The sequence below is a fragment of the Devosia sp. 63-57 genome, assembly GCF_001899045.1.
GTDB lineage: Bacteria > Pseudomonadota > Alphaproteobacteria > Rhizobiales > Devosiaceae > Devosia > Devosia equisanguinis.
This window is the reverse complement of sequence record NZ_MKUY01000005.1, coordinates 1026930-1040396: the sequence shown is the minus strand read 5'-3', so window position 1 is coordinate 1040396 and position 13467 is coordinate 1026930. Positions and strand designations below refer to the sequence as shown.

At 63.8% G+C, this 13467-nt stretch carries 11 protein-coding genes; 5 read left to right on the top strand and 6 right to left on the bottom strand.

Features of this window, described 5'->3' with window-relative positions; genetic code table 11:
- Window positions 1-13: 13 nt before the first annotated feature.
- Window positions 14-1813: an alpha/beta hydrolase fold domain-containing protein gene (locus BGO80_RS13240; RefSeq protein ID WP_286721846.1), complete on the top strand. Its 1800-nt coding sequence runs from the start codon at window positions 14-16 to the stop codon at window positions 1811-1813.
- 84 nt (window positions 1814-1897) lie between these two features.
- Here BGO80_RS13240 and BGO80_RS13235 read toward each other — a convergent pair whose 3' ends face one another.
- From BGO80_RS13235 to BGO80_RS13215, 5 genes are all read right to left on the bottom strand, one after another.
- A complete protein-coding gene (locus BGO80_RS13235; RefSeq protein ID WP_286721845.1) occupies window positions 1898-2509 on the bottom strand; it encodes a DJ-1/PfpI family protein in 612 nt (203 codons plus the stop codon).
- Window positions 2510-2570: 61 nt separating this feature from the next.
- The gene (locus BGO80_RS13230; RefSeq protein WP_223214081.1) at window positions 2571-3518 is read right to left on the bottom strand and encodes a substrate-binding domain-containing protein; all 948 of its coding nucleotides are present in this window, start codon (window positions 3516-3518) and stop codon (window positions 2571-2573) included.
- Window positions 3519-3575: 57 nt separating this feature from the next.
- Entirely contained in the window at window positions 3576-4571 is a 996-nt protein-coding gene (locus BGO80_RS13225) for an ABC transporter permease (protein WP_286721844.1), read from the bottom strand.
- Window positions 4568-6115: a sugar ABC transporter ATP-binding protein gene (locus BGO80_RS13220; RefSeq protein ID WP_286721843.1), complete on the bottom strand. Its 1548-nt coding sequence runs from the start codon at window positions 6113-6115 to the stop codon at window positions 4568-4570. Before BGO80_RS13220 ends, BGO80_RS13225 begins: the two co-directional genes overlap by 4 nt.
- 11 nt (window positions 6116-6126) lie before the next feature.
- Window positions 6127-6831, bottom strand: a complete 705-nt coding sequence (locus tag BGO80_RS13215) for a GntR family transcriptional regulator (protein ID WP_126149092.1) — start codon at window positions 6829-6831, stop codon at window positions 6127-6129.
- A gap of 75 nt (window positions 6832-6906) precedes the next feature.
- Between BGO80_RS13215 and BGO80_RS13210 the strand changes: the two genes are divergently transcribed.
- From BGO80_RS13210 to BGO80_RS13195, 4 genes are read left to right on the top strand one after another with little or no spacing between them, the layout of a single operon-like run.
- The gene (locus tag BGO80_RS13210) at window positions 6907-7950 is read left to right on the top strand and encodes an Ldh family oxidoreductase (RefSeq protein WP_126149091.1); all 1044 of its coding nucleotides are present in this window, start codon (window positions 6907-6909) and stop codon (window positions 7948-7950) included.
- Window positions 7947-9164: an iron-containing alcohol dehydrogenase gene (locus tag BGO80_RS13205; protein ID WP_126149090.1), complete on the top strand. Its 1218-nt coding sequence runs from the start codon at window positions 7947-7949 to the stop codon at window positions 9162-9164. The genes BGO80_RS13210 and BGO80_RS13205 overlap by 4 nt, the downstream gene beginning before the upstream one ends.
- 17 nt (window positions 9165-9181) lie before the next feature.
- Window positions 9182-10654 (top strand): NAD-dependent succinate-semialdehyde dehydrogenase, encoded by a 1473-nt coding sequence (locus BGO80_RS13200; RefSeq protein WP_286721842.1) that lies wholly within the window; start codon window positions 9182-9184, stop codon window positions 10652-10654.
- Window positions 10654-11490, top strand: coding sequence for an alpha/beta hydrolase (locus BGO80_RS13195; RefSeq protein ID WP_286721841.1), 837 nt, complete (start codon window positions 10654-10656; stop codon window positions 11488-11490). The genes BGO80_RS13200 and BGO80_RS13195 overlap by 1 nt, the downstream gene beginning before the upstream one ends.
- A gap of 21 nt (window positions 11491-11511) precedes the next feature.
- Here BGO80_RS13195 and BGO80_RS13190 read toward each other — a convergent pair whose 3' ends face one another.
- Entirely contained in the window at window positions 11512-13359 is a 1848-nt protein-coding gene (locus tag BGO80_RS13190) for a glycosyltransferase family 2 protein (protein ID WP_286721840.1), read from the bottom strand.
- Window positions 13360-13467: the final 108 nt, after the last annotated feature.

The window sequence follows — 13467 nt, the reverse complement described above, 5'->3', positions numbered from 1 at the left end:
GACCGGGCCTGCCATGGCACTATTAATCAGCAGGACCAGCCTGGGCGGCACCGACGCCCGGGTGACCAACGACCTCGCCGCGGCACTGGACCGAGTCAACCTGGCGGTCACGCATGTCATTGACGACACCGTGATGAGCGTGCCGGACTATCGCGCCTGGTTCGATGAGTATGCTGCGCTCATCGTTCCAGCTTCGGCCCGGCCCGCAATGCGGACCGAAGACCGGGAAGCCGGCAGTGCCAAAGCGCGGGTCGCCGTTCGCGTCTACGAGCCGGCTTCGGTTGGGGCCATCATGGTCTTTGCCCATGGTGGCGCCTGGTTGATGGGCAATGTGGAAACCCACGACCATATCTGCCGCTGGCTGGCCCAGCATTGCGGCATCAGGGTGATATCGGTGGACTATGCCCTCGCCCCCGAGAGGCCGGCACCCTATGCGATAGAACAGGTGGCAGGGGTCATCGAAGAGTTGCTCGCAGACACCGGCCTGCCCGTATTCACCGCCGGTGACAGCGCCGGCGCGCAGATCATGAGCCTGGCCCTTTTGCGTCTCGACCCTGCCCTGCGGGCGCGGATTGCAGGTTTCATTTCCATTTACGGTGCCTATTCGCCGCGCATGAACCTGTCGTCGCACATCTTGTTCGGCGATGGACGCTTCGGGCTGTCGAGAAAGCAGATGTCCTGGGCCTGGAACCTCTACGCCCCGCATCTGTCGGTCGAAGAGCGCGACAGCCTCACCCCGCTGGCGCTGGATCTCGCCGACTTCCCGCCGACCCTCTGCATCGGCGCCGAATGCGACCCGCTGCTCGACGATACGCTGGCTCTTTACTCAGGTCTCGCCCGCGCCGGCCGGGATGTGACCCTGTCGCTATGGGCGGGCATCAACCATGGTGCACTGCATTTCGTCGGCTTTGTCGACAGCGTCACTGCCGCGGCCCAGTCAATCGTCCAATATATCCGCTCGCGCATTCCCGGCAGTTTCGAGCATATGGGCGGCGGCCGAGACATCGAAGCCATTGCCGTGGACGAGTTGGTGCAATTGCCCATGCTCATGGGCAATTTCCATGGCCTTCACCGCATCGAAACCCCACACCTGACCTCGCGCACCAGACGGCACGGCACCCTTGCCCATAGCATCGGACGCGATATCGTCGCTGGCAAATACCCGCCGGGCACCTTGCTCGATCCGGAGCAAGGCGACGGTGAGGACCTTTCGGTGTCACGCGGCTCATATCGTGAAGCCATGCGAACCCTTGCGGCCAAGGGGCTGATCACTGCCGCGCCGCGTGCGGGCACCCGCGTGGCCCCGCGTGCGTCCTGGCGCCTGCTCGACCCCGATGTCTTGGCCTGGCTGTTCGAAGGCGGCCTCGACGAGCACGTATTGCGCGAGGCCTTCGAGTTCCGCAAGGTCGTCGAACCCAGCGCCGCAGCCCTGACCGCCACCCGCTCCACGGCTGCGCTACGCGCGGCACTTGCCGAGGCCGTGCTGGCCATCACCGAAGGCACGCCCGACGACAGCGCCTGGGGCGAGGGGGTGGTGCGCTTCCACGAACTGATGCTGCAGGGCAGCGATAACGAAATCCTCGCCGCCACCTGGCCCTCCATACAGGTGGTCGTCAGCTGGAGCGTCGCCCTCGCCACAGCCGCGGGTCGGCACAGCATGGCGCGTGACCGGGCCGGCGACTATGCCAGCCTGCTCGACAAGATCACGCTTCGCGATGCCTCCGGCGCCATGATCGCCATGGCCCGCCTCATCGATGGCGCCATGTCCGATGTTTTGGTCCTGCTCGGCTCCCAACAGCGTCGCGAGGGTTAGACCCTGCAGCCAAGCGTGAAAGCCCAAACGCAAGCGGCCGGCTCCACTTAGAGCCGGCCGCTTTCACAATGTTGCTCTGCTCGATCAAGCAGCTTTTTCGTTGACGTCGCCGCTGTGGCGGATTTCGGTGCCCAGCACCTTAAGGCATTCGCGAATGAAGGCGGCCAGCGCCGTCCAGCCCTTGGCCGAGACCATGGTACCGTCGACATAGGCATCGGTGGGCGAGAGGTCGATATAGGTGCCGCCGGCCAGGGTCACTTCCGGCTCGCAGGCGCCAAGTGCCGCGACCTTCTTGCCGCGCACCACGCCATCGACGGCGACGAGGATCTGTACGCCGTGGCAGATGGTGAAGATGGGCTTTTTGGTCTCGTGGAAGTGACGGACCATGGCCTGCACGCGCTTGTCGGTGCGGATATATTCGGGGCCGCGGCCGCCGGCGGCGTAAACCGCGTCATACTCTTCCAGGCGCACTTCGCTGAAGGTTTTGTTGATCAGGGCGTAGTGGCCCATCTTTTCGGTATAGGTCTGGTGACCTTCGAAATCGTGCAGCGAGGTGGCGATCAGATCGCCCGCCTTCTTGTCCGGGCAGACGACGTGGACCGTGTGGCCCACCGCTTCCATGGCCTGCTGATAGACGTAGATTTCGTATTCCTCGGTGAACTCACCGCACAGCATGAGGATTTTTTTGCCAGGCATTTTCGGGTCTCCAAACGACAGATGAGGGTTGGACCGCGCCGGGGCGCGGTCCATTGTGCAATCAGAACGGGGAATCTGGGAAGTAATACTCTTCCGCATTGTCCTTGGTGATCAGCGGTGCGTCGAGCTTGACGTTACCGCGGACCGGGGCCTGCCCATTGAACTGAGCGGCGGTCATGTAGATGGCCGTCTTGATCATGGACGGCGGATAAGGCGTCTCGATCGGGGTCATGGGGTCGCCCGCCATCACCTTCTCGATGATTTCCTTCATGCCATTGCCGCCGAGCGCATATTTGATCTCGGTACGGCCGGACTGCTGGATGGCTTCGAGCACGCCGAGCAGCATGTCGTCGTCATTGGCCCAGACCGCGTCGATATGCGGATACTTGGCCAGATAGTCCTGCATCAGGCTGAAGGCCTCGTCGCTGTTCCAGTTGGCATACTGGATGTCGAGGATCTTGATGTCGCTGCCTTCCAGACCTTCCTGGAAGCCCTGGATACGCTCGTCGTCGATGACGGTGGGAATGCCGCGCAGCACCACCACGTCACCCTTGCCGCCGAGAGCATCGACCAGGAACTTGGCCGTGGTCGAACCCACTGCGATATTATCGCCGGCGACATAGAGATCCTGAATTTCAGGATCGGTCAGGCCACGGTCGACGACGGTGATGAACGTACCTCTATCCGCAACTGCCTGAACCGGACCAGTCAGTTCGTCGGAGGAGAATGGCAGGATGACAAGTGCATCGAGATCGCCGGTAGCGGTCAGGTCCTCGAGCGCGCTGACCTGGGCCGCAGCCGAAGGCGAAGTCTTGACGACGACCTGGATGTTGGGGAAGGCAGCCTGGATTTCTTCAGCGGCCTTCTGGGCATGATAGACGACGCCGCCGGTCCAGCCATGGGTGGCTGCGGGAACCGAGACGGCAATCGTCCGGGTTTCCTGAGCGAGAGCGGGAACGGCCAGAAGCAGGCCCGCCAGTGCGGTCGCGGCAAACAGATGATGTTTCAATGTGGTTTCCTCCCAGAAATATATGGACCTACGGCATTGTGCAGACGTGGGGTCCGGTCACGGCTGCTTTGAGAACCTCTGTACGAGCATGGCGATGATGATGATGACGCCCTGCACCGCAGCGACGAGGTATTCGGAGATGAAATTGGAGAGCACCATGAGGTTGGCGATCATCTCGAGGATGACGGCGCCGGCAACGGTGCCCCAGATGCGGCCCTTGCCACCGCGCAGGGCGGTGCCACCGATCACCACGGCGGTAATTACCTGCAATTCCCACAGCTGACCGGTGGTCGGGGTGGCGGCACCGAGGCGCGGCACGTAACAGATAGCGGCGATGGCGACGCATATGCCCTGGATGACGAAGGCCATGGTGCGGATGCGACCAACCGAGATGCCGGAGAACCGCGCCACTTCCTCATTGGCGCCCACCGCGGCGCAGCGACGGCCGAACTTGGTCTTGTAGAGAATGAAGGCACCGACCAAAGCCACGGCAATGGAGACGAGGATCGGGATCGGGATGCCGACGAAACTGCCATAATAGACCGGGCGGAAGGGCTCGCGCAGACTGCGGTCGAGAGGAATGTTGCCGCCATCGGACATGAAGGTGATCAGCGCGCGAAAGATGCCCATCGTGCCCAGGGTGACGATGAACGGCTCGATCTTGCCGATGGTGACGATGAGCCCGTTGAACAGGCCGCACAGCGCCCCCACACAAAGCACCAGCGCCATGCCGGCGATGATCGCATTGCCGCCCAGGCTGGGCACCATGGCATTCATGAACATGATCATGATGCCGGTGACGAAGGCAGTCATTGAGCCGACCGACAGGTCGAGTCCCCCCGAGGAAATGACGAAGGTTGCCCCCACGGCGATGATGGCGATGAAGGCCGAGCGCGTGACCACATTGGTGACATTGGTCGCCGACAGGAAGTCGGGATTGATCAGCACACCCACGATGGCCAGGATGGCGAGGGCGATGAAGGGGCCGATGTCGACCCAGTTGATGCGAGCCAGCAAAGGCTCGCGCGTCGGCGTCGCCGTGATATCGCTCATTGGGGATGTCCTCCTGGCGCGGCGTGTGTTCCGCCGCTTGTGGCCGCCAGCACGACGGCTTCTTCAGTGATCGCCTCATCGGCAAATTCGGCGACGATCCGTCCGGCCCGCATCACCAGGATGCGGTCGCAAAGGCCCACCAGTTCCTGCAGTTCCGAGGAGATGACGATGCAGGCCTTGCCGGCACGGATCAGGGCGTCGATGAAAGCGTAGATCTGGCTCTTGTTGCCGATATCGATGCCGCGGGTCGGCTCGTCGATGATGACGACCTTGGGGTTGAGCATCATGATCTTGGCGAGCAGCAGCTTCTGCTGATTACCGCCGGACAATTGCCCGGCCTCGAGGCGCTTGGAGCGAACGCGAATATCGTATTCGTCCACCGCGCGGTCGAGTTCGCGCTGTTCCAGCGACTGCTCGATATAGGGCTTGCGATAGAGGCGGGAGAGCGCCGTCAACACCAGGTTAGGCGCAAGGCGTTCGCGCAACAGCAGACCCTTGCCCTTGCGATCCTCTGTCAGGTAGCCGATCCCGGCATCGACGCCATCGGCGACCGAGCCGATCTTGACCGACTTGCCCTCGACCCGTATCTGCCCGACCTTTGCGGGACGGAGGCCCAGAAGGCCCTCGAACAATTCAGTGCGCCCCGCCCCGATCATGCCGCCCAGGCCCAGCACTTCGCCGGGACGCGCGACCAGCGAGGCATCTTCGACAAATCCGGGCACGTTGAGATGGTCGATCTCGAGCACCGGCTGCTGAGAGGAGGTGCCGCGCTTGGCGGGATAGAGCATGGAGAGCTCACGCCCCACCATCAGGCGGGCCATGTCCTCCTGGCTCACCCGATCGGCATCGAAGGTGCCGATCATCTTGCCGTCGCGCAGGACGGTGATGCGGTCGGCCAATGCCTCCACCTCGTTGAGGCGGTGTGAGATATAGAGAACCGCCACGCCCTTGTCGCGCAAACCGCGGACGATGCCGAGGAGGGTGTCGACCTCGGTGGTGGTCAGAACGGCAGTGGGCTCGTCGAAAATTACCAACCGATGCTCTTCGAGCAAAGCGCGGGCGATCTGCACCAATTGCCGCTGAGCGATGGGCAGGCTGCGCACCAGGGCGCGCGGCGAAGCGGTGCATCCCAGATCGGCCAGCCGCTCGGCCGCGATCCGCTCCATGGCCCGATCATCGACGATACCGTTGCGGGTCATTTCCCGGCCGAGAAACAGGTTCTCGACCACGGTCAGCCCATCGGCCAGCAGGATTTCCTGGTGCACCAAGGCAATGCCGGCATGCTCGGCGGCTGCGGGATTGGGAAACTCTATCGGCGCGCCGGCAAACTGCATGGCGCCTTCGGTGGGCTTCACATGGCCGGAGATCAGGCGCATCAGCGTCGATTTTCCGGCCCCGTTTTCGCCGATAATGGCGTGGATTTCGCCCGGCCGGATATCGAGATTGACGTCGGAGAGCACGCGCACCGGACCATAGGCCTTGCCTAGCCCGAACAGCTGCATCAAGGGCGCAGCAAGCGGCGGCACGTCAGTCTCGACAATCATCTCCGCCGCGCTCATTCGTCGAATACCGGCAGCAGGCGGTCGCGGGACCGCTCGATATGGGCGCGCATCGCTTTTTCGGCGCCGTCGGCATCGCGGGCTTCGAAGGCTGCGATGATCGCCTCGTGCTCGGCCAGCGCCTCCTCGGTCACCCGCGAGTGGAACATCAGGCGGAAGATGTGGAAGTGCACATGCTGGTGGTTGAGTGTGTCGCGCACCAGTTCATTGCCCGCCACCTGCATGATCATGTCGTGGAAGACAGCGTCCTGGCGGGCGAACTGGGAATAGCGGGCGCGCTCGTCACCGCTTTTGGCGCGGCGTCCCATGACGCCCGCAGCCTCGGTGAGTTCGGCAACAGATTCAGCGGTCAGCCTGGCCACCGCACGCCGCGCCGCGTCCGGCTCGAGCAGAAGACGCAATTCATAGAGATCGGCAAACTGCTTGGCCGTGATCTGCGGGGACGCACTATAGCCCACCAGATGGGTCTTGTTGACCAGCCCCTCCGCCTCAAGACGACTCAGAGCCTCGCGAATAGGAGTCTGGGAGACCCGCAATTCCCGCGCCAAGTTATCGACGGTGATGCGCGAGCCCGGCGCGATCTTGAGCGCCATGAGCTGCGAGAACACGGTCTCATAAACCTCGGTGGCGAGGCTATGGCGCTGGATGGCGGACGCCGGTGCGGCGCTGGCGCTTTGGGCTGCCGGAAGCTCTTTGGCCATCTTTCCCCCTTGACAATGACCAATCGCTAACACGATGTTGCGACAGATGCAATACGATATCCTATAGGATTTCTGATGAGGGTTTTGCTCAAGGAGGCGATGGAGATTGCGCAGGCGCTGCTTCTGGCGACGGGCGCTCCCTTGCCCAATGCCAGGACCCAGGCCACGCACCTGCTGGACGCAGAACTGCGCGGTCACCCTTCGCATGGCCTGTTGCGCCTGCCGCGCTTGCTCGATCGCATAGCGCGCGGCCTCGTCGATCCGCGCTCGCAGGGTCAGAGCTTCTGGAACCGGTCGGGCGAATTGCGCGTCGATGGACAGCGTGGCCTCGGGCCAGTGGTGGCTTTTGCCGCCATAGATGCCCTGCTCGAGCGCGTCGGCGACACAGGAATTGCCTTCGCTGCAATCCGCAATACCAATCATCTGGGCATGCTGGCAGGCTATGTCGATGCAATCGCCCGGGCCGGAAAGATCGGCATTGCCCTTTCCACCAGCGAGGCGCTGGTCCATCCCTTTGGCGGCACCAAAGCAATGCTGGGTACCAATCCCATTGCCATCGGCCTGCCCACGGGCAGGGAGCCTTTCGTCCTCGATCTGGCAACGAGCCTCGTCTCCATGGGCAAAATTCACGACCACGCCTTGCGCGGCGCGCCGCTGCAACCAGGTTGGGCCCTGGACGCGGACGGACTGCCCACGCTCGACGCCGAGCGCGCCAAGTCTGGATCGATCGCTCCTTTCGGCGAGGCCAAAGGCTATGGGCTGGGTCTGGCCTTCGAATTGCTGGTCGCGAGCCTCGTCGGTTCTGCCCTTGCGCCCCAAGTGCGCGGCACGCTGGACGCCGAGCATGTTGCCAATAAGGGCGACCTCTTTATCGTCATTGATCCCTCACAAACACCCAGCACCGCCTCCGGCATCACGCCCTATCTCGACAGCCTCAGATCCAGCCCGCCGGCCGACCCGGCGCATCCCGTTTCGATTCCGGGTGACAGGGGGCGGGCCCGCGCGCGAGCTGCGGAGCGCGACGGCTTTGACATCAATCCCGGCTTGTGGTCCGCCCTTAACGACCGGCTGGCCACGTCTTCAAAAACAGCGACGTCCATTCAGGAACTTCAAACATGAGCCTATTCGCCGCCCTCAGATTGCCGCGCGAGGTGCTCTTCGGCGCAGGACAACGACATGCTCTGGGCAAGGTCGCTGCCGGCCTCGGCAGTCGCGCCCTGGTCTGCACCGATGCCCGACTGGCGGGCGAACCCGTCTTCGCCGACATGATGACCCTGCTCAGGGATGCGGGACTGACGATTCTGATCGATGCCAGCGTCGAGCCCGATGTGCCTCGCGCCTCCTGCAACCGCGTCGCCTTGGCCGCGAGCGATTTTACGCCGGACCTGGTCATCGGCATTGGCGGCGGGTCTTGCCTCGATCTGGCTAAGACCGTGTCATTGCTCCTTTCTCATGGTGGCTCGCCAGAGCACTATTATGGGGAGGGCAAGGTGCCTGGCCCGATCCTCCCCGTGATCGCGGTACCGACCACCGCCGGGACCGGTTCGGAGGTGACGCCGGTGGCCGTTCTGTCGGACCCCGATCGCGCCATGAAGGTGGGAATTTCGAGCGCTCACCTCATTCCCGCGGCCGCCATCTGCGATCCCGAGCTCACGCTAACCTGCCCCGCGAGCCTCACCGCCATTGCCGGGGCCGATGCACTCACCCATGCCATCGAGGCGTTTACGGCCACTCGTCGTCAACCTGCCCCGATGCTGGCGCAGGAACGGGTCTTTGTCGGCAAGAGCGCCCTGACCGATCATTTTGCCCTGCTCGCCATCGAAATGCTTGGGCGCAGTCTCGAACGCGCCTACCGAAACGGCAGCGATCTCAAGGCGCGCGCCGATGTTATGATGGGGGCGCTCAGTGCCGGCATGGCTTTTGGCACCGCCGGTACCGCCGCCGCCCATGCCATTCAATACCCCATCGGCACGCTGACCCATACCGCCCATGGTTTGGGGGTTGCCTGCATGTTGCCCTATGTGATGACCTATAATCGCTCCCATGCCATGGCCGAATTTGCCGCTATCGGTCGGGCCATGGGCGCCGAGGCAGCCGATGACGCCGCGCTTGCCGATGCAGCGATTGCCAAGGTGCAGGCGTTGTTCAAAACGATAGGCATTCCCGTCACGCTCGACGCGCTCGGGCTGGAGGCGGACAAGCTGGACTGGACCTGCGAGCAGGCCATGACCATTGCCCGCCTCATCGACAACAATCCGCGTCCGCTCGACGCCGCCGCCATGAAACGCCTGGTCAGCGCCGCCCATAGCGGCAATCTGCAGAACGCGTCCTGACCGAGAAGGAACCGAAAATGAGCCAAGCCAACGTCCTGCCCCTCGAAAAGTCCGGCCTCGATTGCAGCCGCTATGCCAAGGGGCTCTATATCGGCGGCAAGTGGATCGCCGGCTCCGGCATTCAAGTGGTCGATCCCTCGACCGAGACCGTGCTCGCCGAGGTTGCCGATGCCGATGAGGCCGCTGCCCGCGCCGCAGTGGACGCCGCCGACGCCGCCGCACCCGGCTGGCGCAGCACGCCGCCGCGTCAGCGCGCCGAAATCCTGCTGCGCTGCCACACACTGATGCTCGAGCGGCTCGATGAGCTCGCGACCCTCATTTCGCTCGAAAATGGCAAGGCGCTCACTGACGCGCGGGGCGAGATCACTTATGCGGCCGAGTTTTTCCGCTGGTATGCCGAAGAGGCGGTCCGGATTGCCGGCGAGTACCGGATGGCGCCCTCGGGCAGCAATCGCATCCTGGTCGACATGCAGCCGATCGGCATTGCCGTGCTGATCACGCCGTGGAATTTCCCCGCCGCCATGGCCACCCGCAAGATTGCCCCCGCCCTCGCCGCAGGCTGCACCGTGGTGTTGAAACCCGCCAGCGAAACTCCGCTTACCGCCTATGCGCTCGCCGATCTCTATGCCGAAGCCGGTGTGCCGACAGGCGTGGTCAATGTCATTACCACAACCCGCCCCGGCCCGGTCACCGCGGCCATGCTCAACGATGCGCGGGTGCGCAAACTCTCCTTCACCGGTTCGACGGGTGTCGGTCGCACATTGCTGGCCGAAGCGGCGAAAACCGTGCTCAGCTGCTCGATGGAGCTGGGGGGCAATGCACCCTTCATCGTCTTCGACGATGCCGACCTTGACGCGGCTCTGGACGGCGCCATGGTCGCCAAGATGCGCAATGCCGGCGAGGCCTGCACGGCCGCCAATCGCTTCTTGGTGCAGGACGGCATCTATGAGCGTTTCTCCGAAGCTTTGGCCAAGCGCATGGCGGCGTTAAGCGTCGGCCCCGGCACCGATCCGGCAACAGCCTGCGGCCCGATGATCACCAGGAAGGCTGTCGACAAGATCGAAACCCTCGTGACCGACGCCACGAAGAGGGGCGCCAGGGTTCTGGTGGGTGGCACGCGGCTGGAGGGCAAGGGCTTTTTCTATCCACCGACCGTCCTCGCCGACGTTTCTCCCGATGCCGCCATGGCCAGGGACGAGATCTTCGGCCCGGTGGCACCGCTATACCGGTTCAGCACAGAGGACGAGGCGGTTCGCCTCGCGAACGACACCGAATATGGCCTGGCCGCCTATGTCTTCACCACTGACCTCAAGCGCGGCCTTGCGGTGGCTGGTCGTCTGGAAGCCGGAATGGTGGCGCTCAATCGGGGGCTGGTCTCCGATCCCGCAGCGCCCTTCGGCGGCGTCAAACAGAGCGGCCTCGGCCGCGAGGGGGGCGTGCATGGCATCGCCGAGTTCATGGAACCCAAATATATCGCGGCCAGCTTCTGATGGACGATCCCTTCCGCACCCGCGATCACGTAGCTGATTTTGATCGCTATGTAGCGCTCTATGCCGAGCGCAGTACCGCCTCACGCGCACGGCTGCGTTCACAGCTGGACCTTGCCTACGGGCCGGGCGCAGATGAAAAGCTCGACTTGTTCTTCCCCGATGCGCCGTCGGGCGCGGTGCACCTGTTCATCCATGGCGGCTACTGGCGCATGTTCGCGAAATCGGATTTTTCCTTCATCGCCGACACGGTTACGGCTGCGGGCGCTATTGCAGCGGTGATGGACTATTCGCTGATGCCGGCCGTGCGGATGGAGACACTTGTCGGCCAGGTCGAGCGCGCGGCATTATGGCTTTCCAGCAATGCCAGAGAGTTCGGTGGGGATCGCCTGCGCCTCTCGGTCTCGGGACATTCGGCCGGTGCCCATCTTGGCGCCCTGCTGCTTGCCCGCCAGCCGGGTCTGTTCAGCGACAGTTTGCTCCTCAGCGGCATCTACGATCTCGCTCCGCTGCAGACCTCGTTCCTACAGTCCCAGATCGGTCTCACCGACACGGAAGTGCAGCATTTTTCCCCCCTGACCCACCCGCCTGCGCCCTCCGGCACCATCCGAATTCTGGTTGGTGAGCACGAAACCGCCCCGTTCCGGGAGCAGGCGGCCCGCCTCGCGCAACGGGTGGGCAGCGGCGTCACCAGCATTGCCGGCGGCAATCATATGAGCGTGGCGCTCGATCTGGGCGACCCCGCTTCCGACACCGGCAAAGCGCTGTTCGGCATCTGTGCCAAAACGCCCGCATTGGGGCCTACCCAACGAGCGGCCCAGCAACAACAGCAGCAATAGGCGCGTTTGGGCGGCGGACCGCTAGGCTACCTTGCGGGCGCCACTTCGCGCTGCCAGCACATCCGGCAATGCCGGGCGTTCCACGATGCTGTGCGGGGTCTTGAACCAGTAATATGGCCATATTGCCAGCTCGAACAGCGCGCGCAACGTCGCCCAGGCGATCAGCAACCAGTAGATCGGCACGCTCAGCTGGGTGACCCAGAGCGACTTCTGGCCGATACGGTGCAGGCCGACAATATTGGTGGCAATAGCAGCGGTTTGCCCGATCAGCAGCGTGGTGATGCAGAGGATCGCCCAGGCATCCATGCGTGGCCAGTCGAGCAGGCCGGTGCCGTAGAGCAGGGCCAGCCCAAGCAGAAAACCGCCATGCAGCAGGGGCGCCAGGATCATGCCCAGCAGGATCACCTGAAACATCAGGGTTTGCCGCCAGCCCAGATCCGCCAGCAGGTGCCGCGGCCTTCGGTTATGCACCAGATAGGTCTGCATCCAGCCCTTCATCCAGCGCGTGCGCTGCCCCATCCACGACTTCAGCGCCACCGGCGCGTCCTCGAGCGTGAAGCTGGTATTGACGGCGCTGCGCAGCCCGCGCCGTGCCAGGCGCGCGCCGAGATCGGCATCTTCAGTCACGTTGAACGCATCCCAGCCGCCGAGCTGTCGCAGGGTGGACAGGCGAAAATGGTTGGAGGTGCCTCCCAAGGGCATGAACAGCCCCCAGCGCGCCAGGGCGGGCAGGATGACGGAAAACAGCCCGGCATATTCGCCCGCAAACACCGCCGGAAGCCAGCCGCGCCGGCCATTGGCGATGACCAGCCGGGCCTGTATGCATTCGACCATCGGCTCGCGGCGGAATTGGGCGACGATATCCTTGAGTTGGCGGGGATGCGGCCGGTCCTCGGCATCGTAGACGACGACAAATTCGCCGCGGCAAAGCGGCAGCGCAAAATCCAGCGCCTTGGGCTTGGTGCGTGGCAAGGCGTCGGGGACGACCAGAAGGCCAAAGCGCGGATCGCCAAGTCGCCGCTCCACCGCGGCGACAGTTTCGGGCGAAGCGGCCTCAACTACAAAAAGGATATCGAGCTTTTCAGCCGGATAGTCGAGCCGGGACAGGGCGTTGGCCAGTTGATCGACCATATTGGCCTCGTCGCGCAGCGGCAAAAGGATCGAATAGGTCGGTAGCGCGGCCTCTTCGACGGCCGCTTGGGCGGAAGGCGGTCGCTCCGGCATTGCCAGGGCAAAGACCCGCAGCGCGGCGGGCGCAAGCACAAGCACGGCCCAGAGCGGGAAAAGCCAGGCCTGGCCCAGTATGGGCGCTATCAGCAACAGGGCCAGCAGCGCCAGGACGCCAAATGCAAAGGCCCAGCGCACAAGCCCCGTCAGCTCCAGTTGCGCCACCGCATAGGGCCAGCGCCGCGACAATTCCTGGCGCGCATGGGCGATAAGATTGGGCGCCGCGACGCTGGCCAGAAAACTGCGCAAGGCACTATAGGGCACAAGGCAGAGTTTTCGGCTGAGCCCATCCGGGCCCATTCTCGCCCGGCGGAGGCGAAGCACGCCGAAAAAATCAGGAGCGGCGAAGGCGACGCGAATATCGAGCACACCGAGCGTGATCACCTGCACGCTGCCCAGCCGCGCAACCTGGATGGAAGCAGCATCGAGACGTGAGTTGCGCGGTACCACATCGAGATAGGCCAGTTCCGCCCAATCGGCGGCGCGCTGCATGATTTCGACTTCCGACAGAGCCAGATGCACTGCGCACCAGCGCATGGGATCCACATTGGCGTCCAGCGCTTGCGCCAGCATTGCTGCCACCTCGGCGCGATCGGGTCCCTGCCCCACCAGAGCCTGCATTAACGCCAAAGCATCGGACATATCGACCTCGTCAGCTTATTGCACGGGCAGGCGGTCTCCCTGGCGCAACTGGCGATGGCAAATGTCCGGGGCGAGCACGAGGCTCACCCCGGCGGCCCGCCGCGATGT